Genomic DNA, 13,333 nt, shown 5'->3' on the forward strand with positions numbered 1-13,333 from the left:
TCAGAAAATGTACCTTGAAGAATATGCCCGTCAGCACGGCATGAGAAATATCCGGCATTTTTCGGACGATGGGTACAGCGGTACGAACTTCAATCGTCCCGGCTTTAACGCCCTTCTGGAAGAAATTGAAGCAGGTCATGTGGCTGTCCTGATCGTAAAGGATTTAAGTCGTTTTGGCAGAAACTACCTGCAAGTCGGTTACTATACCGAGGTTGTTTTCCCGAAAAAGGGCATCCGGTTTATCGCCATCAACAACAGCGTGGACAGCGCAGCCCCCTCAGACAATGACCTTACCCCGTTTTTGAACATCATGAATGAGTGGTATGCGAAAGATACCAGCAACAAAATCAAGGCGGTATTCAAAGCCCGGATGAAGAACGGCATGAGGTGCAGCGGCTCTATCCCCTATGGCTACAAGCGCACCAAAGAGGACAAGCAGCAGCTGCTCGTGGATGAACCGGCTGCCGAGGTTGTCAGGAAAATCTTCCGTCTGGCTTGTCAGGGCATTGGAGTAACTACCATTGCCGAAATGCTGTCAGCGGAAAAGATACTAATACCGTCCGCTCATGCCGCCAAGTATTTTCCTGAAAATTGCAGACATAGCGAGGTTGCAGACCCTTACCGCTGGAGTGCAACCACCGTAGGGTACATTCTGGACAGGCAGGAATATCTGGGACATACGGTGCTGGGCAAATCTATCTGCGAGAATTTCAAAACGAAGCAGCGCAGAGCCGCCACAGCCGATGAACTGATGATTTTCCCCGATACCCATGAAGCCATCATTGAACAGGACACATGGGATATTGCCCATAAACTGCGGTTGCAGAAGCGTCCGAAAGCAGCCAACGGAACCTATACCCACCGTCTGTCCGGCTTGATTTACTGTGCAGACTGCGGCGCAAGGATGAATTTTTGCAGCCCGGACAGGGTGAAAAGCGGAAAACGGTTTGATTCAGATTCAGCTTTTCAGTGCGGAAATTATCGGAATACTGCCGGTCAATGTGTATCCCATTTTGTCAAAACATCGGTTCTGGAAGCGGTAATTTTACAGGCAATCCAAGTGGTCAGCAAATATGCCCTTGAAAATGAAGCCGAGTTTGTTTCCCATCTCAAAAGCATCTGGAATGAAAACCAGAGCAAGAACACAGACAGCGGACAGCGGGAACTGGAAGAAGCCAGAAAGCGCATGGCAGAGCTGGACACCATGATCCAAAACCTGTACGAAAGCTCCGTAAAAGGTGTGCTGCCGGAACGACAGGCGCAGCGCATGATTCAGCAGTATGATGAAGAACAAATCCTTCTGGAACGGCGGGTACAGGAGCTGGAAAGCCAGATTCAGCAGGAAACCGTAAAGAAGGCGGATACTGAGCGTTTTCTGGCACTGGTCAGGAAATACCGTGACTGTACAGAACTGACCGATGCCATGCTCTACTCTTTCATCGACCGGGTGGAAGTTCACGAAGCAACTGGTGGGCGCACCATCTACCGCCAGCAGAACATCGACATCCACTTTAATTTCATCGGCAGCTACTACCCGCCTGTTGAAACTGTGTCCGAAGAAGAACGGATTGCCGCCATAGATGCGGAGCAAAAACGGAAGAAGAAGGAAAAAGGCAGACGAGCCAATGAACGCAGGAAACAGAAAATAGAAGCTCTACGGCTGGCATCAGAAGCCGGTGATCCGGAAGCCATTGCCCAATATGAACAGCATTTGAGCAAACTGCGGGAGCGAAACCAGAAGTACCGCCAGAAGGTTCGGGAAGCCAGAGAAGCTGACCCGGAATATCTCCGGCAGCTGGATGAAAAAGAGCGTATCCGTCAGGAAAGGCTGCTGGAAACCGAGCGTAAGCGTATAGAACGAGCCACCCGGAAAAAGAAGCTGTCACGAGCAGAGCTGAAAGAAAAAGTCAAAACTGACCCGGAAGCTGCCGAGCAATGGGCGGCAATGAAAGCCAAAGAAGCCGAAGCCCGGCAGCGCAAAAAGGAGCGTGAAGAAGCCCGGATAGCGTCAGACCCGGAGTATGCGGCTATGATAGCAGGGCGTAAGGCTGAATATACCCGCACACGGACAGCCAAACGCAAGGCTGAACACGATGCACTGGTTGAGCTTGCCAGGACTGACCCGGAAGCTGCCCGGCAGTTGGCTGAAAAGCGGAAATACCAGAGCGAAGCAACCACAAAATCCCGTCAGAAAATGAAAGCGGCGGCAGAAGCCGGTGATCCCGATGGTATCAGGCGTTATGAAGCCTACCTTGCCATGCGCAGGGAGGATTATCATAAAAAGAACCAAAGTAAGGAGGAAATTTCAGCATGAAAGAGTTAAAACCGAGAATCCACGAAAACGGCATGGACTATGTGCTGGTGGGCGATTACTATGTGCCGGATTTGAAGCTGCCGGAGGAACACCGCCCCATTGGTCACTGGGGACGGCTGCACCAGTCCTATCTGAAACAGTTTCGCCCGATGGTTTACAGTGACCTGCTTTTGTCCGGCAAGCTCCACACTGTCCTTGCCGATCTGAACGAACAGGCAACGGACAGGCTAAATCTGATGATCCGTCAGATGGCAGAAGCCGAGGGTGTGACCGAAGCCATGAAAGCTGAAAATCAGATGTTGTGGGTGCAATCCATGAACTCTATCCGCAGCCGGGCTGAGGAAATCATCAAGGCAGAGTTAATCTACTGCTGAAGGGAGGTGGTGTCATGATTTTGGAAGAAATGTACAGCGGGAGGTTTTATCCATGTGAAACAGTTGTCCCTACATCGGAAGTATACCGCAAGGCGGTCAAAGCCTGTGAGAAACTGATGGAGCAGCTGTCCCAGCGGCTCAGTAAAGAGGACTATGAGCTGGTGAAGGAACTCCGGGCGCAGACAGCAATCGCCCAATGTGAAGAAAGCGAAAGCCACTTCAAATACGGCTTTTCCGCTGGGTTGATTGTTCAGCATGAAGCCTATGAACAGGTCAATGGGGAGAAATAGCCATGTTTCTGATAAAGCTGTTGGTATTGCCGCTGGTGGCAGTTGTGACCCTGATTCAATGGGTGGCAATCTTCCTGACTTCCTTTTCTGCTATCATTTTTGACCTGCTGGCAGGAATGATCTTCATGATTACGCTTGCAGGGCTGCTGTTCGGTGTGTGTACCGGCATGGAAGCATTGAAAATGCTGGCAGTCAGCTTTGCAATCTTCAGCATCCACCAGATAGCGGAATGGCTGATTGAAAGAATTGTAGACATAAACTACGGACTGCGTGATTTTATCAAGTCCTGACCCGACAATTTCATATCGTTCACAAAGCGACAGGTATTCCTATGGGAACTATCTGCCGCTTTTATTTTTATCAACTTCAAGGAGGACTATTTTATGAAAATGAGCATTGGTGAAAAGAAAATCCTGTTTGTCTTTGGCTGCCCCAACCGTGAAGCAACGGTGGATCGTCTGTATCAGGTGGCAGACCTGATTCCCGACCCTACCGGAAGGAAAGCTGTGGAAGCTCTGGCTGACAAGCTGGACGGCGAGGGCGTAGAAAAGTGGTATCGCTGCTTCTTCTACAATATGAAGTTGGAGATGGAAGCCTATTACCGGCACAAGGCTATTTTGAATCGCATCGTGGGCGGCAGTATGGAGGTTGACAATGACGAGATTGACGAAGGTTGAGAAAGAAACCATCATCCTGTTCAACGAGGGAGAAAGCACTGCCAGCATCTACACCTACAATGCCGGGCTGAAAAAGCGGCTGGCAGCGTTCAGCAAAAAGTATCCTGACCTGTGCCAGCTGGAAAAGCCGGAGCATCTGGGCGGCGTGTCCTATCTGATCGACAAGTCCCGGCTGTCCATCCGCTTGCAGCCGCCGTACAGCGAAGAACGCAGGCAGAAAGCCAGCCAGTACGCCCGGCAAAATGGTTTCAGCGGTAAGGCGAAGTAATGTAGCGATAAGGGGCGATTTGCGGTCAGAATGTCGGGTCTGCACCCGATGTTCTGACTGCTACATATTGCCAAAGTACAAATAAACCTATCAAGTTTAAATCACACAAGTCGCTTAATATGTAAACATTCTTATGTATCTTGAAAAAGCGCTATAAAAGCGCTATAATATTTAGGCTGTATTCTTACACAGAAAGGAGCTTGGTACATGGACTGGAATAGTTTCAGATTCATTGACCTATTCGCTGGAATTGGCGGAATAAGATTGGGATTTGAATCTGTTGGCGGTCACTGTGTGTTTTCATCAGAATTTGACGAGGATGCTTGTAAAACATACGAAGCAAATTTTGGGGAACATCCATCTGGTGATATAACAAAAATAGATGCAAAAGACATTCCCGATTTTGAAATTCTTTTGGGTGGATTTCCTTGTCAGGCGTTCTCAATAATTGGAAAAAAAGAGGGATTTGCAAATGAAACTTGTGGAACACTTTTCTTTGATATAGAAAGAATATTGAAAGAAAAACAACCTCCGGCTTTCATGCTTGAAAATGTAAGAAATTTGACGGCACATGATAATGGAAATACATTCAGAATAATCAAGGAACATCTTGAAAAATTAGGATATCATGTTTATGCGAAAGTTCTGAACGCCTTAGATTATGGTGTGCCGCAGAAAAGAGAACGAATTATTATTGTTGGCTTCATTGATGATGTTGAATTTTCTTTTCCAGAGCCAATTTCAGAATCAGAGAAAACCACTCTTGCAGATATTTTGGAAGATAATGTGGATAAAAAATATTATGTGCGAGATGCCATTCGTGAATCTCGTATTGAACGATTGAAAGATAAAAACTATCCAAAGCCGTATATATCTCATGAAAATATGGCAGGATCTATCACTCCACATCCTTATTCATCAGCACTGAGAGCTGGTGCATCTGCAAATTATATCTTAATAAATGATGAGCGCAGACCAACTGAGCGTGAGTTACTAAGAATACAAGGATTTCCAGATGATTTCAAAATTGTTGTTCCGTATGGAAAAATTAAAAAGCAGACCGGAAACTCTGTAGCTGTACCTGTAATAAAAGCTGTTGCACGAGAAATGATTGCGGCATTAAAGAATTTTCACGAAAACGGAGGAGTAAAAGATGGAAAATCGACCAAGATTGAGGGATTCCAAACATCTCACAACACAGACTCTATACCCGCTAAATGTGTTTCCTGAAGAATTAGTAAATAAGATTGGTGGTTATCTCATTTACTTGATTTACATAGGAAGAAAAGATGTTTCTGGAAACGATTGGGGAGATGCTTTTGCAGATGCAATAAATGGCACACATCTGGATTCACCTGTTGGTATTGCAGATGTTGTTCTGGATAAGAATTGCTGGTCTGTAAAAACTGTAAAAGTTAAGGATCCTTTCGCAAGCACAAGCGTTAGACTAATAAGTGGAAGGTGCTCGCCTGATTATTCCTATGGGATAACCGATCCTCACAAGGATATACAAAAAACAGGTGAAGCTGTTCTTAATATCTGGAATGAGCGAATCAATATTGCTACTGACCATTATAGCCGTGTAAGAACAGCTGTTTTGGTCAGAAGCTATGATTTGCTTTCCTACAGATTATTTGAAGAAGAAACTACAAGGTATAGAACAACTGATTACCATTGGAAAGTTAATAGCAATGGTAATTTGATAGGATTAGATCACAACGGGAAAATATGTTTTACATGGCAACCACATGGATCACAGTTCACAATCCATACAGAAGTTCCGAAAGAAGCTGTGAAATTTCAAGTGAAGCAACCGCCAACATTGAGAAAAAATGATGTTCTTAAGGGAATCAATTTTGATGAAAGTTGGGTTACCATCTTTAAAGATTGATGGAGGTTGTCAATATGCGCAAAGAGGAATTCAAAGAGTGGCTGTCAACAAGAATTAAGAAAAAACCAACAAGTGATTGTATGAGCAGATGCAAAGCAGTTGAAATTGCTTTACACACTGATTTGGATGCGGAATATGCTCTTGATAAAGGGAAAAGATTATTACAAAAAATGCAATACTCTATCTCTGATGAAAGAAAGCAAAAAGCGGCACCTACAGAATTTCACTTTAAAGATAATGCAAATATTAGATACCGTATGGCAAATTTGAGATCCGCAGTGAATAAATACTTTGAGTTTTGTAAAGAGAATATTGCATAAGCTGAAAGGCGACCAACTCCAACGAGTGGTCGCCTTTCAAAGCAACAAGCTTTTTTATAATAATATGAACAAACTACGACGCAGTAGAGATGAACAGAAAATGAATCTTCGAGAAAGTTTCGACAAACAAAGGGATTTGCTGCGACAGAAGTATTGAAAAATACGCAAGGCAGTGGTATAATGGAAAACGGAACAGAAAGGAGGCGAGCAAAGTGATTGATTTGACGAATTTTAAGGCGTTTGATTTCAACGAAGGATTGCCTTATGTGTCTATCACAAACAATGGACTTACATTTAACAAGTCGGTTATTATGAAGATGAGCTATCCGGCATATGTCAGATTGCTGATAAACGAGAGCGACAAACAAATGGCGATTCAAGTCTGTGATGAAAAAGACGAAAGATCAGTGCAATTCTTTAGAGAAAAAGCCAACGGAGTATTGTCTGTCAGATTAAACTCCAAAGACTTAATCAGTACGATTGAAAGGATTTGTGAGTGGGATCTAAAGAAGGCATCGTATCGTGTTAACGGCATCCTCGTTCCAGAAGCATCATTGATGCTGTTTAATTTTTCCGATGCTGTTACAATGGCTTAAGCTCGCCGAACCCCTGTTTCCAAAAAAAAGAGCTTATATGAGGGCTCAATCTCATATAAGCTCTTCGAGAAGAAGCAGAGACAAATGGTCACCTACTAAATCTCTTGTCTATTTATTAAGTTTAGCATTTGTCTCTGCTCTTTTCCATACTTTCGCAGATTCGTCTGTGAAAAATCTTTTGGAAAGGAGTTTTGCTGTATGACAAAAAGCAATGAAGTAGAGCTTGTGTTTACGCCTTACATCACACTGAAAAATGGGCATCGCATCTATGCTCGTCAGTATGGTAAGAAGGTGTTTTGCTTCCCTAAAAAGCGAACTGAAAGCACAAAAAAATAATCTGTAAGTCCAATAATTCAGAGGATGTCAGGTGACCACATCCTCTCTTTCGAAAGAGAGGTATCGTCATGAATAAGAAAACCAGCAGTCCTAAAATGTCTTCTAATGCATCAGCGATATTGAGTTCAAATGGAAGCTCTAAAATTCAAAAGTCCCTTGCTGCAAGTGTCCTGTCCCAGAGCAATCCGGGTAAAGTTACTGGAAAGGATATGGAAACAAAAGCTTCCAAGGTTCTCAACAGCGACAAATACTCCGATACTACAAAGAGTTTGGCAGCAAGTGTTTTGTCTCAATCCGATAAAAAAAGATAATTGAATAGTGTATAAGCCAAAGGCGATCAACCGTAAAAAGTTGGTCGCTTTTGTTTTGCCCATTATTCAGAAAGGAGCCTGACCCCATGAATGAAAAACTGGAAAAACTGAGCCGCCAGAAAGCCGCAGCCGAGAAAAAGCTGATCGCTGCCCAGCACAGGGAGAAGCAGCTGGAGCATGAACTGAAACGCCTGACACGGAGCGAGAGAACCCACCGGCTCTGCACTCGTGCCGGTATGCTGGAAACTTTTCTGCGAGAGCCTACCCTGCTGACCGATGATGATGTGATGGAGCTGCTGACCTTCCTCTTTCACGGCGAAGCCGCCCAAAAGAAACTGGACACGCTGATTGAGGAGCGGAGAAAAACGCTGACAACGGACGGCAGCGAGAACCCCTTGTTTTAACAAGGGCGCAATTATACACCGCCTAAAGGTGGTGCATTGCGTTCTGCCGAAAGCCCCTTGCAGGGAGCTGATGATTTCCACTCCGAGCAAGCTCTTCGTGCCCATCATCCAGAGGACGCTACGCTTCCCCTGCGCTGGCTAAAGCCAGCTACCCATTTTATTCACAAATTATTCCCAGCAATTACAGACGAGTGTGGTATAATGATATTAAATTATTAACGAACCGATTATAAGGAGATACAATGGATATAAATGCTTTAATTCAAACATTACAAAGTGCCCTTCCACAAATAGCAGAATCGTGCTGTATTGTGAATGGAGCACTTATGAATCTTACCGAAGTGCAGAACATGGGCTACGATGAATTTAGTATGCGTGCTAAAATGAATATGCCCTTAAAGTTATACAAGTACTTTCCCAACCGGCTAACTGAGTTAGTTGATAAAAAAACAGGGAAACCTATCGTAGATGAAACTACTGGAGATAAAAAAACCGTAAATTATAGCATACAAGCACTAAGAGATAATACGGTTTTCATGCAATCCCCAAGTTTGTTTGACGATGTGTACGATTCCGATATTAGTTTGAATTATTCAGAATATGAAAGGGCTCGGTTGCTTGAATACTGCATTCGTTGTGAAATAGATGTAAAAGAAGCAATGGAAACACCGGAGCTTGCAAATGCGCTGATGCAGACCATAGCAGACATGATTAACTCTACTGGTAATATTGATTCCTTGTTCAAAAGCGCCCCTGCTACAAAAAATGAGGATTTATCCAACCAGTGTTTTCTCCTCGAGTTAAAAAACCAATTATACAAAGGCAAAGATTTAGGCGAATCTTTAAGAAATGCCATTGTTTCGGATTTCAATAGATATTTACAGTATCTACAGGATTCATTTAGAGCGACTTGTTTTGCAACGACTCCATACTCTCAGTTAATGTGGGGTGGTTCTTATGCGGATTGCCACAGAGGGTTTTGTGTTGAATATACAGTGCTTCCTAATGATCCGCAATACCAGAAGTTATTCTTAAATTTATTCCCGATGATTTACTGCAAAGTGCGACCGAACATGACTGAAAAACTTGTGAAATTCCAAGATAAAGAACCAACGATGGAGTTATTATGGGATATTTATTTTCATGGGGCATTGAGAAAAAGCATTGATTGGGCGTTTCAGAATGAATGGAGATTATTGCTCCCTATGGAGCGAAATCGGGAAGAAAAAGACTACTGTGTTTCATTTTTTCCAATTACCAAAGTGTTTTTAGGTAACAGGATGTCACACGCTGCACGAAAAGAAGTAATCGACATATGTCATGCAAGAAATATCCCTTACATTGGAGTTACGAGAAATCCTAATGTTTTTGAAATGCAGGAATGTGCTATTAAGTGTGAAGAGTGTCCTCACTACACAAATAATATACCAAAGTAATTGAATATATTGCATCTAAGCAGGAAACCTACATGGTCTCCTGCTTTTCTTTTTTCCAAGAACTTCAAAAGGAGATGATGAAGTGGCAAACCCTCATTTTGAAATCAAAATCACGAAGCGAAGTAAACGGCAGTCAGCTGTTGCCGGAGCTGCCTACCAGAGCGGCGAGAATCTGTTTTCCGAGTATGACCAGAAGCACAAAGACTACCGGAAAAAGGAAGGTGTGGTCTACACGGAAATCATGCTGCCGTCCCATGCCCCGCCGGAATACGCCGACCGGGAACAGCTCTGGAACGCAGTGGAAGCCGTTGAAAACCAGTGGAACTCCCAGCTTGCCAGACGGTTTGTGCTGGCACTGCCCAGAGAAGTGCCGGAGGAACTGTATCCCCAGATGGTGCAGGACTACTGCAACCAGTTTTTTGTTTCCAAAGGCATGATTGTTGATTTTGCCATCCATGACCCCAAGCCACCGGGACACAATCCCCATTGTCATGTGATGCTGACCATGCGGGCAATGGACGAGCATGGGAAATGGCTTCCCAAAGCCAGAAAGGTTTACGACCTTGACGAGAACGGTGAGCGTATCCGGCTTCCATCAGGGAACTGGAAAAGCCATAAGGAGGACACTGTTGACTGGAACGAGCAGTATTATGGGCAGGAGTGGCGCACCGGCTGGGAAACAGTGCAGAACCGTTATCTGGAAATGGTGAACAGCCCTGTCCGTGTCGATCTCCGTTCCTATGAAAAACAGGGGCTGGACATCATCCCCACCGTCCACATGGGAGCTGCTGTCACCCAGATGGAACGCCGTGGCATCCAGACCAATATCGGCAATCTGAACCGGGACATCAAAGCCGCCAACCGCATGATGAGCGTGATCCGCAGCACCATTCAGAATCTGCGTGACTGGATCAGCGATATTCTGGAAGCCCGGAAAGAGCTGCTGGCAGAGAAGAAGCCGGAAACTGCATCCCCCGACCTTATCAATCTTCTGCGGGATTATCTCAATCTGCGAAAGGCAGAACGCCGGGACTGGTCAAGATACGGTCAGCAAAAAGGTACAACGAAAGATTTACAGTCCTTTGTCAACGCCACCAATTATCTGAAAGCCCATGAGATTTTTACGCTGGAGCAGCTGGACAGTGTGCTGGAGGAAGTGAAACAGAAATCCGGCAGCATCAGCACCGGCATGAAGAAAGCCGAGAGCCGCATGAAAGTGATTACCGGCATCCAGAACGCCGTTGCCGATTGTCAGCAGCATAAAGCTATCCATGACAAGTATGTGAGAATCGGCTGGAAAACGGTGCAGTCCGTTTATGCGGAAAGCCACCGAGACGAGCTGGACGCATACAACAAGGCATACCGTTTTTTGAAAAAGCATGGTGTTGACTTGAATGTTGATCTGGAAGCCCTGCAAGTGGAATATGAACAGCTGCAAACTTCTCACGCAGAATATACCGGGCAGCTGGTGGCAGTGCAGGAGGAATTGAAGCCGCTGAAAGAAATCCGTTACTGGGTCAGCAAGGTACTTGACCCGGAACAGGCAGAGGTCAAAAAGAAGCCGGAGCCGAAGCACTCTGTCACCGAACAGATTCGGGATTATCGGGAGGAATCCAGAAAAAAGGACGAGCAGCACCGGCAGGAGAAAAAACAGAATATGGAACTGTAAGGCATCTGATTTTTAAAAGAAATCGGGTGCCTTTTGTTTTGTCAGGAGGTGGAATTTTGAATGTATTTGAAGCGGTCAAACAGAATGTGACCACCAGACAGGCAGCGGAGCTGTACGGCATCACTGTCAGCAGAAATGGCATGGCGGTCTGCCCTTTTCACAACGACAAAAACCCCAGCATGAAACTGGACAGGCGTTTTCACTGCTTTGGCTGTCAGGCTGACGGGGATGCAGTGGATTTTGTTTCCCGGCTGTTTCAGCTGCCCAGCAAGGAAGCTGCCATGAAGCTGGCTGATGATTTAGGGATTGCCTATGACAACAGGCAGAAGCCGACCGTCAAGCCGCATATCCGGGAACCTACCCCGGAGCAGAAATACAGGCAGGAAGAAATGCACTGCTACAAGGTCTTATGCGAATACTTCCACCTTCTCCAGAAATGGGAACAGCAGTATGCCCCGCAAACGCCGGAGGATGACCTGCATCCGCTCTTTGTGGAAGCCCTGCAAAGAAAAACCTACACAGAGTATCTGCTGGATAGTTTTCTGGACGGATCGCCGGAAGAACGCCGGGAGCTTGTAGCACAGCAAGGAAAAGAGGTGATGAAACTTGAACAGCGAATTGCAGAATGGACAACAGCCGGAACTCTGCACCGTGGAACAGGTCAGAAGCAGCCTGGAACAGACCGAGAAAGGTAAGGTATCCAATGTCGCAGCCAACTATAAACGGGTGTTTCAGCTTGACCCTCTGCTGAAAGGAGCTATCCGAAAAAATCTGCTGACAGAACGAGTGGATATTGTGAAGCCCCTCGGCTGGTATCGGGACAGCCCGACCCTGACCGATGTGGACATCAAATATCTGCTCTTATATTTTGAGGAAAACTATGGGCTGACTATCGAGAAAAAGATACAGGATGCTGTGATGGTGATTGCCAACGAAAATCGCTATCACCCTGTCCGGGATTTTCTCAACGCCTTGCAGTGGGACGGTACGGAGCGCATCCGCTATTGTCTGCACCGTTTTCTGGGAGCTGATGCCGATGATTACACCTGTGAAGCCATGAGACTGTTTCTGTTGGGAGCAATCTCACGGGCGTTCCGTCCCGGCTGTAAATTTGAAATCATGCTTTGTCTGGTGGGCGGTCAGGGAGCCGGAAAGTCCTCGTTCTTTCGCCTGCTGGCAGTTCAGGATGACTGGTTTTCCGATGACCTGAAAAAGCTGGACGATGAAAATGTGTACCGCAAGATGCAGGGACACTGGCTGATTGAGATGTCGGAGATGATTGCCACCGCCAATGCCAAGAGCATTGAGGAAATCAAATCCTTTCTCAGCCGCCAGAAGGAAACCTATAAAGTGCCATACGAAACCCACCCGGTTGACCGAAAACGGCAGTGTGTGTTCTGCGGCACTTCCAATACGCTGGATTTTCTGCCCCTTGACCGCACCGGCAACCGCCGTTTTGTGCCGGTCATGGTACATCCAGAGCTGGCAGAAATCCACATTCTGGATGATGAACCGGCAGCAAGAGCCTATCTCGTACAGGTCTGGGCAGAAGCAATGGAGATTTACCGCAGCGGAAACTTCAAACTCCGATTCAGCCCGGCAATGAACGAGTATCTGAAAGTCCACCAGCGTGACTTTATGCCGGAGGACACCAAAGCCGGACAGATCATCGAGTATCTGGAAAAGTGTTCGGATAACATGGTCTGCTCCAAGCAGCTGTTCCGGGAAGCCCTGGGACACAGCTTTGACGAGCCGAAGCAATGGGAAATCCGGGAGATCAACGACATTATGAACAACAGCGTGACCGGATGGAGGGCGTTTTCCAATCCCCGGTACTTTCGCAGCCCCTATGGGCGGCAGAAAGGCTGGGAGCGCATCCAGCCCGACAACGGAGGTGGAGATTTTCAGGAATTGACGCCGGAGGAAGTGGAGCAGCTGGAACTTCCCCCAGAGTGGCTAAAGTAAAAAAACAGTACCGGTTGCCGTTTTGTTGTCGAGCCGGTTGTCGGTCTGGTTGTCGGGCGAAAGTCTGAAAACCCCTGATTTGATGGGCATTTTCTCTCCCCTGACAACCATGACAACCGACTTTTATAAAAAAGAAGAAAAAGAAAATAGAGCATCTCCCGACAGAGTTTTAAGGTTTTCTGATGTCCGTTGTCAGGACTTCGTTGTCAGCCTTTCCTTTGTCGGGCTTTTTTACAGGAGGTGTCGCACATGGAACAGGCAGCAGCCAAAACGAAAGCAGGACAGGCAAGTCCGGCAGGAACATTCAGCATGAAGCTGGGCAAGACCACCTATGTGGTGGGCGTTCATTTCAGCCAGACCGCAAAGGACACGCTGGAGGACAAAATGAAGCGACTGATGAAGGACGATGTGAAATCATCGAATTTTTGATGCAAAATTCGGTGAGATATTCCCTTTATTTATCTTGACAAAACACTCCCGAA

At 46.1% G+C, this 13,333-nt stretch carries 18 protein-coding genes; all 18 read left to right on the forward strand.

What is annotated here, in order from left to right:
* Positions 1-2,314: DUF4368 domain-containing protein (locus tag OCV69_RS15745; protein ID WP_158360238.1), on the forward strand; the 2,314-nt coding region annotated here is incomplete at its 5' end.
* The gene (locus OCV69_RS15750; RefSeq protein WP_158360239.1) at positions 2,311-2,688 is read left to right on the forward strand and encodes a TnpV protein; all 378 of its coding nucleotides are present in this window, start codon (positions 2,311-2,313) and stop codon (positions 2,686-2,688) included. The genes OCV69_RS15745 and OCV69_RS15750, both read left to right, overlap by 4 nt.
* A gap of 14 nt (positions 2,689-2,702) precedes the next feature.
* Positions 2,703-2,978 (forward strand): DUF6809 family protein, encoded by a 276-nt coding sequence (locus tag OCV69_RS15755; protein WP_009259727.1) that lies wholly within the window; start codon positions 2,703-2,705, stop codon positions 2,976-2,978.
* 2 nt (positions 2,979-2,980) lie between these two features.
* Positions 2,981-3,268 (forward strand): hypothetical protein, encoded by a 288-nt coding sequence (locus OCV69_RS15760; RefSeq protein ID WP_158360240.1) that lies wholly within the window; start codon positions 2,981-2,983, stop codon positions 3,266-3,268.
* A 93-nt stretch (positions 3,269-3,361) separates the two neighbouring features.
* Positions 3,362-3,655 (forward strand): ferredoxin, encoded by a 294-nt coding sequence (locus OCV69_RS15765; protein ID WP_158360241.1) that lies wholly within the window; start codon positions 3,362-3,364, stop codon positions 3,653-3,655.
* Complete coding sequence (locus OCV69_RS15770) at positions 3,633-3,923, forward strand: molecular chaperone (protein ID WP_158360242.1); 291 nt, start codon at positions 3,633-3,635, stop codon at positions 3,921-3,923. Before OCV69_RS15765 ends, OCV69_RS15770 begins: the two co-directional genes overlap by 23 nt.
* A gap of 207 nt (positions 3,924-4,130) precedes the next feature.
* Positions 4,131-5,153, forward strand: a complete 1,023-nt coding sequence (locus OCV69_RS15775; protein ID WP_158360243.1) for a DNA cytosine methyltransferase — start codon at positions 4,131-4,133, stop codon at positions 5,151-5,153.
* Complete coding sequence (locus OCV69_RS15780) at positions 5,077-5,814, forward strand: hypothetical protein (protein WP_158360244.1); 738 nt, start codon at positions 5,077-5,079, stop codon at positions 5,812-5,814. The genes OCV69_RS15775 and OCV69_RS15780 overlap by 77 nt, the downstream gene beginning before the upstream one ends.
* A gap of 14 nt (positions 5,815-5,828) precedes the next feature.
* The gene (locus OCV69_RS15785) at positions 5,829-6,134 is read left to right on the forward strand and encodes a hypothetical protein (RefSeq protein ID WP_158360245.1); all 306 of its coding nucleotides are present in this window, start codon (positions 5,829-5,831) and stop codon (positions 6,132-6,134) included.
* 212 nt (positions 6,135-6,346) lie between these two features.
* Positions 6,347-6,730 carry a hypothetical protein gene (locus OCV69_RS15790; RefSeq protein ID WP_158360246.1) on the forward strand — a complete coding sequence of 128 codons (384 nt, stop codon included), beginning with the start codon at positions 6,347-6,349 and terminating at the stop codon, positions 6,728-6,730.
* Between the two features lie 198 nt (positions 6,731-6,928).
* On the forward strand, positions 6,929-7,066 hold the full coding sequence (locus OCV69_RS15795) for a hypothetical protein (RefSeq protein WP_262563226.1): 138 nt from the start codon (positions 6,929-6,931) through the stop codon (positions 7,064-7,066).
* A gap of 68 nt (positions 7,067-7,134) precedes the next feature.
* Positions 7,135-7,377: a hypothetical protein gene (locus OCV69_RS15800; protein ID WP_158360247.1), complete on the forward strand. Its 243-nt coding sequence runs from the start codon at positions 7,135-7,137 to the stop codon at positions 7,375-7,377.
* A gap of 86 nt (positions 7,378-7,463) precedes the next feature.
* Positions 7,464-7,781 carry a DUF3847 domain-containing protein gene (locus OCV69_RS15805; protein ID WP_158360248.1) on the forward strand — a complete coding sequence of 106 codons (318 nt, stop codon included), beginning with the start codon at positions 7,464-7,466 and terminating at the stop codon, positions 7,779-7,781.
* A 242-nt stretch (positions 7,782-8,023) separates the two neighbouring features.
* Positions 8,024-9,217 carry a DUF2971 domain-containing protein gene (locus OCV69_RS15810; RefSeq protein WP_158360249.1) on the forward strand — a complete coding sequence of 398 codons (1,194 nt, stop codon included), beginning with the start codon at positions 8,024-8,026 and terminating at the stop codon, positions 9,215-9,217.
* An 82-nt stretch (positions 9,218-9,299) separates the two neighbouring features.
* Entirely contained in the window at positions 9,300-10,886 is a 1,587-nt protein-coding gene (gene mobQ / locus OCV69_RS15815; protein ID WP_158360250.1) for a MobQ family relaxase, read from the forward strand.
* A 56-nt stretch (positions 10,887-10,942) separates the two neighbouring features.
* Positions 10,943-11,581 (forward strand): CHC2 zinc finger domain-containing protein, encoded by a 639-nt coding sequence (locus OCV69_RS15820; RefSeq protein ID WP_158360251.1) that lies wholly within the window; start codon positions 10,943-10,945, stop codon positions 11,579-11,581.
* On the forward strand, positions 11,505-12,851 hold the full coding sequence (locus OCV69_RS15825; protein ID WP_416782952.1) for a virulence-associated E family protein: 1,347 nt from the start codon (positions 11,505-11,507) through the stop codon (positions 12,849-12,851). The genes OCV69_RS15820 and OCV69_RS15825 overlap by 77 nt, the downstream gene beginning before the upstream one ends.
* A 249-nt stretch (positions 12,852-13,100) precedes the next feature.
* Positions 13,101-13,280: a transposon-encoded TnpW family protein gene (locus OCV69_RS15830; RefSeq protein ID WP_242955584.1), complete on the forward strand. Its 180-nt coding sequence runs from the start codon at positions 13,101-13,103 to the stop codon at positions 13,278-13,280.
* The last annotated feature ends 53 nt before the right edge of the window (positions 13,281-13,333 follow it).

Source organism: Alitiscatomonas aceti (genome assembly GCF_025567195.1).
Classification (GTDB): Bacteria; Bacillota; Clostridia; order Lachnospirales; family Lachnospiraceae; genus Alitiscatomonas; species Alitiscatomonas aceti.

Coding starts and splice junctions, on each gene's coding strand:
- OCV69_RS15805 (WP_158360248.1), top strand. CDS start 7,464: ATGAATGAAAAACTGGAAAAACTGAGCCGCCAGAAAGCCGCAGCCGAG.
- OCV69_RS15780 (WP_158360244.1), top strand. CDS start 5,077: ATGGAAAATCGACCAAGATTGAGGGATTCCAAACATCTCACAACACAG.
- OCV69_RS15810 (WP_158360249.1), top strand. CDS start 8,024: ATGGATATAAATGCTTTAATTCAAACATTACAAAGTGCCCTTCCACAA.
- OCV69_RS15830 (WP_242955584.1), top strand. CDS start 13,101: ATGGAACAGGCAGCAGCCAAAACGAAAGCAGGACAGGCAAGTCCGGCA.
- OCV69_RS15750 (WP_158360239.1), top strand. CDS start 2,311: ATGAAAGAGTTAAAACCGAGAATCCACGAAAACGGCATGGACTATGTG.
- OCV69_RS15765 (WP_158360241.1), top strand. CDS start 3,362: ATGAAAATGAGCATTGGTGAAAAGAAAATCCTGTTTGTCTTTGGCTGC.
- OCV69_RS15770 (WP_158360242.1), top strand. CDS start 3,633: ATGACGAGATTGACGAAGGTTGAGAAAGAAACCATCATCCTGTTCAAC.
- OCV69_RS15755 (WP_009259727.1), top strand. CDS start 2,703: ATGATTTTGGAAGAAATGTACAGCGGGAGGTTTTATCCATGTGAAACA.
- OCV69_RS15785 (WP_158360245.1), top strand. CDS start 5,829: ATGCGCAAAGAGGAATTCAAAGAGTGGCTGTCAACAAGAATTAAGAAA.
- OCV69_RS15800 (WP_158360247.1), top strand. CDS start 7,135: ATGAATAAGAAAACCAGCAGTCCTAAAATGTCTTCTAATGCATCAGCG.
- OCV69_RS15760 (WP_158360240.1), top strand. CDS start 2,981: ATGTTTCTGATAAAGCTGTTGGTATTGCCGCTGGTGGCAGTTGTGACC.
- OCV69_RS15795 (WP_262563226.1), top strand. CDS start 6,929: ATGACAAAAAGCAATGAAGTAGAGCTTGTGTTTACGCCTTACATCACA.
- OCV69_RS15775 (WP_158360243.1), top strand. CDS start 4,131: ATGGACTGGAATAGTTTCAGATTCATTGACCTATTCGCTGGAATTGGC.